Source organism: Helicobacter saguini, from assembly GCF_000762875.2.
Lineage (GTDB): Bacteria > Campylobacterota > Campylobacteria > Campylobacterales > Helicobacteraceae > Helicobacter_A > Helicobacter_A saguini.
Map to the genome: position 1 here is coordinate 52522 of NZ_JRMP02000018.1, position 6358 is coordinate 58879.

The 6358-nt window shown below is 36.2% G+C and carries 2 protein-coding genes; one reads left to right on the forward strand and one right to left on the reverse strand.

What is annotated here, in order from left to right; all coding sequences use genetic code 11:
• The first annotated feature begins 48 nt into the window (after positions 1-48).
• Positions 49-1821 (forward strand): OmpP1/FadL family transporter, encoded by a 1773-nt coding sequence (locus tag LS64_RS10005; RefSeq protein ID WP_034573819.1) that lies wholly within the window; start codon positions 49-51, stop codon positions 1819-1821.
• Positions 1822-1841: 20 nt separating this feature from the next.
• On the opposite strand, the gene LS64_RS10010 is transcribed toward LS64_RS10005, so the two are convergent.
• Complete coding sequence (locus LS64_RS10010) at positions 1842-5573, reverse strand: acyl-[ACP]--phospholipid O-acyltransferase (protein ID WP_034573822.1); 3732 nt, start codon at positions 5571-5573, stop codon at positions 1842-1844.
• Positions 5574-6358 lie beyond the last annotated feature (785 nt).

Consider the following 6358-nt stretch of genomic DNA (forward strand, 5'->3'; position numbering starts at 1 on the left):
ACTTTTATGCTACAATGTAAGAATCTTTTTAATTTTTGGGGGTGTTTTGTGGGACATACTAAGTTTATGGGGCTTTCTAATATAGAATCTTATAATATAGAATCTAAAGATTCTAAGAATATTAATGTGAAAATAGATTCTAATATAGAATCTAAAAACAGAAAAAATACTAGAACTACAATAAATCTAAACATAGAATCTAAAATCACAAAAATAGATTCCAACATAGAATCTAAATCATCAATGATAAATTCTAGTTTAGATTCTAACATCATAAAAATAGATTCTAAGATAGAATCTAAATTCCAAAAATTAGATTCTATCTTCAAAACCTTTATGTTGTTATCGATGCTAACAACTAGCATTTACGCCTCTGGCTTTCGCCTGCCAGAGCAAAGCCTAAATGGCACTGCTTTAAACTCAGCCTACATCGCTGGTGCGTATGGTGCAGATTCTACATATTATAATCCTGCGAATATGAGCCTAATGCGAGATAATGAACATTACGAGTTTGAGCTAAATGGCACGCTTATTTTTATACCGCAATTTGAGTTTGACACGCAAAATAGGGATATGGGTATAAATGTGACAGGCACGGGGCTTTCCGCACTTGGCAATGGGCATTTTTGTGAATTAAATGCTAAGTCAAATAAAGTCAATAATACCGCACAGCCTAACACTCCTTGCTACAGCCAAAGTGTAAGCGGCAAGGCAAACACGACCTTGCAGCCTGTGCCAAAGATTTTTTTTAAATCGCGTTCATATTCTCTGCCGCTAAATTTGCGAATGAATTATGGCTTTAGTTTCACCACGCCTTCTGGCTTAAGTATGGACTGGGATGGGCAAGGTGGTGGCTTTTTGGATGATGTAAGCATCGCTATGCTTGAGTTTAATCCTGTGGTAAGCATTGCGTGGGGCGATTATGTCGGCTTTGGTGCGGGATTTCGGGCGATTTATTCTTTTGGGAGTTTTAATAATACGCTTTATGTGCCGTATTCCACGAGCCTTAATATGGGCGGTTTGCTAGGTAGCGTGCAAACGCAAGGCACTACGCGTGTGGAGCAGACCTCAAATGCTAGTGCGTGGGGCTTTGGGTATAATCTGGCTTTGAGTGTAAAGCCCTTTGCTGGGCTTGATAATTTCCTTAAAAGCACGACATTTAGCGCGACTTTTAGGAGTAATGTGCATATGGATATGCAAGGCAGTCTCTCAGCCAAGTCGTATATTTATCAAGGCAGCGGTTTGACGCTTGTTGAGGGCTATATCGGTATGAATGCGGATTTGGAGCTTTATGCGGATTTGCCACCGATTTTAAATGTGGGGATTGCACAGGATTTTGGTAATAATCGCATTGAGTTTGTGTATGAGCGGACATTTTTTGGCAGTGCGCAAATCTTTGAGTTTGGCTATAAAAATCAAACATTTGATAAAAGCAATCTAACAGGCAGCCAAACCGCCCTAAATCAAGTAAATCCAGAATCTATGCTGGGTGCAGCCGACTACTCAGCGGTGGCTTATGGCAATGGCTGGAAGGATGCTTCTGCGTATCGTTTGGGCTATACATATTTTGGGAAAAGCTATAAGTTGATGGCTTCCTTAGCCTATGATGAGACACCAGCACCTCAAGGCAAGTTTGGCATACCAGATGCAAATGCGTATATGGTGGGCTTTGGCGGTCGCAAGAGGTTTTTTAGTAATAAACTAGATTTGGGCTTTGGCTATTCTTTAGCACTGAAAGACAATCGCAAAAGCTTTATTGTGTCGCGAAATGGCTTTGGTCAGCTACATCTTTTCACCATCGCCGCGAAATATTTGTGGTAGATTCTATAAAGGGGTAGAATCTAGCTTCTATCCATTGTTTCGGCTAAGGTTTTTGCGTTTTTTAAATCGATTTTGCCACTGCCGAGCACTGGGATAGATTCTACTACAAAATAGCTACTTGGTTTTTTTAATGGGATAATATTAGATGATTTAACTGCTTCGATTATTTCCTCGTGTTTGCCATCTTTAGATTCTATTAACAATACGATTTTTTCGCCTTTTTTAGAATCTTCTAAGCCAACAGCGCATATTTTAGAATCTGTGTTTATTTCTTGTAGCTTCAACACTTTTGCGATTTCATCTTCAAGGCTACTTAAGCCTACCATTTCACCGCCGATTTTGACAAAGCGTGAGTATCTATCAGTGATATGTAAAAAGCCATCAGAATCTAAAAAGCCTTTATCACCGCTTTTATACCAGCGAATGCCCTCTAGCTCGACAATTACTTCATTTGTGCGTTCCATATCATTTAAATATCCGCGCATTATTTGATGTCCGCCGATTAAAATTAGCCCTTGCTCTCCTGTAGGCAAAGTTTCCATAGAATCTGGCTCTACAATTCGCACCGCAGTGCCTGGCAAGGGCATTCCTACCGTGCCTACTTTACTAGCTCTATGGATTTCCCAGTTTATCGCGTCAAACTCATCAGGCAGATTCACAGACGCAACAGGTGTAGTTTCAGTCGCGCCATAGCCTTCATATATAGGCTTATTAAATTTCATCGTATATGCTTCACGCACTTCAGCTTTAAGCTTTTCAGCCCCGGCTACGGTAAGTCGCAAAGAATCAAACATAACCTTATCTAGCTTATTATTCCTAGCATAGATTCCAAGTAGGGTTGATGTCGCACACATTATCGTTACCTTATTTAACGCGATAGCTTTGGCTATACCTACAGCGTCAGTTGGGTCAGCGTGAGCTATCATTGTCATATTTTCTATTAGTGGCATAAGGGTTGTAACGGTTAGCCCAAATGCGTGAAATGGCGGCAAACTCGCTAAGATACAATCATCGTTGCGTGCGTGAATAACATCCGCGATTTGTGCGATATTACTCATAATATTTAAATTAGTTAGCATTACACCTTTAGGATTACCCTCACTTCCGCTACTAAAAAGTATCGCACATACTGAATCTATATTGCTATCTTTAGCAAATAAAAGTTTCAAAAGCCAAGTAGGCATAACACTCATAAAGACTAGATTTGCTAAAAACGCAAACTTTGCCTTTTTAATATCCGCAACTATATCTTCCATATAATGAATTACCGCGTCACCAAAATCAAACTCTAACCCCCTATCTTTCATTTTTTCTAAAAACTTGCGAGATGTATAAATATGCGAAATATTTACAGAATCTATCGCGGCTCTCACTGCCTTTACACCAGCGGTAAAGTTAAGATTTACCATAATTTTACCAGCCATAGTCGTGGCAATATTGCATATCACAGACGCGGTAGAACTAGGCAAAAAGATACCAACGCAGTCATTTGGGAGTGAGCAAAAATCCTTTTTTGGTGGCAAGGGCTTAAAACTCATTTCTTTCATATCTTGACTTAGCATAATGCAAAGCGTAAGCAGCCTACGATAAGACATCGAGCCACTTTGCGTATCCACAATGGCAATATCGCCGCCTCCGCGTTTACAAGATTCTATAAATCCACCAGCCAAAGTAGGCGAATTTTGACACTGATGCTCCCACGCCTTAAAACTCATCTCAAAGACTTTTGCTTTTAGCTTATCCTTTTGCGTGTGAATATCTAAAGGTTCGCCAAAGGCAATGCTAACACTTCGCTTTGTAAAGCTTCGTTTTCGCTCCCTAAATTGCTCATTACTTCGGCTAAAAACGCTCCCCCACATACCACAAATATAAAAGGGCAAAATTACAGCCTTATCTTTATCCACGCCCATAGCAATCTTTTCAAAGCCAGACTTAAACTCATTTAAATGTCCATGACGACTTATTACGCCCTCAGGGAAAAGACAGACCATTTCACCATCATTTAATCGCTTTTGAATCTGCTCTATTGCACCCTTGCTAGCGATATTTGATACAGGAATAACGCCAAAGAAATCAAGGAAAACGCGGATATACCAACGCGAATAAATGCTTCTCTCCATTACAAAATACACTTTTTTAGGTAACGCCATTTGCACAATCGCCCAGTCAATAAATGAAATGTGATTGCCAAGCAATAACACGCCACATTTTTTCTGCGGAATGTTATTAAACCCTTCAACAATTAAGCGGTATCTCTGCAAAATCGCAAGGCTAACAAGAAATCGCACAAGTGAAAAAGGCATAAGTTTTAGCATATAAATCATCGCTATAAAGCCTAAGAAAATCACTAAATAAAAAAGCCACTCTACTTCATGTAGCCACAGGGCGCAAATACTAGCTACAATTAAGCTTAAAAGCATTCCTATATTTTGTATAAAATTATTCCCAGCTAGAATCTTGCCTAAATCTTTGTCATTGCTATAAAACTGCATTAAGGCATTCAGCGGCACGATATAGAATCCACCACCAAGTCCAAAAAGAAAGAAAAGCGTGGATAGCATAAATAAAGATTCAAAACTCGTAATAAAAAGCAAAGAAAAAAACATAAAACACGCACCAAGCGGGATTAAGCCTGTCTCAATATAGTTTTTAGAATATCGCCCAGCTATAATTGAGCCACAAATAACGCCAAGCCCGGTGCAGCCAAGTGCGATATTTACAAATCGTGTATCTAATATGCCTAAAGTGTGCTTTACATAAACGGGGAAAATATCGACAAGAAGCTGTGAAATACTCCAAAAAATAGCGACAAATATGACAGGTAAAAATATCATTTTGCGAGATTTTATTAGCTTTAGATTCTCTTTTAAAAGTTGCAATTTTAGATATTTTTGTCTATCAAAAGTTATTTTTTGTATAGGTTTTAAGGTTGGCAGGCGGAAACTTAGGACAAATTCTAAAATGGCAAAAATTAGTAAAATTACGGCTAGGAAGCTAACTGAGTTTAGAATCTCTCCAGCACTATCATTAATAGGGTGGTGGGCGGGCGACGTCTCATCAATAGGGTGGTGGGTGGGCATTTGGGTGGTGGGTGAATTAGATTCTATATTAGAATCTTGTGCGGTAGGCGAATTTTCTTCAATAGGGTGGTGGGTGGGCGTTTGATTAGAATCTAGATTCTGTAAAGCATTTGACACATTAGAATCTTTAGAATCTAACCTAGATTCTATCATTTTAGATTCACTAGGCGGCGTATAAAACTGCTCAAAAAGCGAAGAAAATATAACCATAGAAAGCAACATCGCCACAATCGCAGTAGCCTGTATAGCGCCATTTCCCCAAGTAAGATTCTCACGCCCAACTAGCTCTTTTATATATCCATATTTTGCCGGGGAGTAAAACGCCGCTTGCAATCCAAGCAAAAAAGTAATAGCAAAAGCTAGCCAAAAAGAAGCGTTAAAATAACACAAAAGAAGCAAAGCAAAAAGCAAAATATTTATCCCAGCGCCAACCTTTAGAATCTGATTTTTAGGATATTTGTCACTTAGAAAGCCAGATGGTGAAAAAACAAGGATAAATGGCAAAATTATCAAAGCATTAATAATTGAATTAAAAAAAAGTTGGCTAGATTCACTAAAACATTTATGGACAATTCCTAGCATTATCACTTTATGCCCCAAATCAATAAACGCATTAATAAAAGTAACAATCATAAAGGGCGTAAAACCCAGAATCTTATAAATTTTATTCATACAAAACCTTAAATCTATAACTTTAAAAGTTAAAATTGTAATGTGAATGTTTTAAGATTTAATAATTTTGCAAAAAGATATTGTATTGTAACATCCAACAGAGTAAGTTATAAAAATTTATTTTATTAATAATTAGTAAATTATACTTTTTTAATCTACAATATCGTTATTTACGCACTTTTAAAGCTAAAAAAAGCAAGTTAGTAAAATGTAAGCTTACAATTTTACTAACAACTTAAGCTATATTAAGCTATCCTTAAGATTTCAAATAACATTAAGATTTTAGCAATTAAAAATCTTAAATGAAATTATATCAAAATATTACAAAACAAAAACTTAAATGAAACTTAAATTAAGAAAAAATTTTAAAAGAAATTATAAAGTTAAAAAGATATTAAAAAATAATTTTTATCATTTAGAAAAAACTCCAAAAAAAAAGCTAAATTCAAACTTAAGAATTTGAATCTAGCTTTTTAACAATTTAGAAATCTTAAGCATAGCTTAAAATAGCTAAGTTGTTAGTAAAATTGTAAGCAATTGAAATAATATCAATAAAAATTTAATTTGTCAATAAAAACTTAAAAATTTATAAATAAAACTTTAAAATAATATAAATTTGTGTATTTTCTTAGAATCTATTTTTATTTTTTTGTGTGTAATCTTTAATCACAAACGCATTAAGCTTTTTAGATTCTAAATCATTGCTAGAATCTGCATTTGTCAATATAACCTTGCATTCCACTTTAAAACGAGTTTTTGCTATATTTGCTAAATCACTTAATACA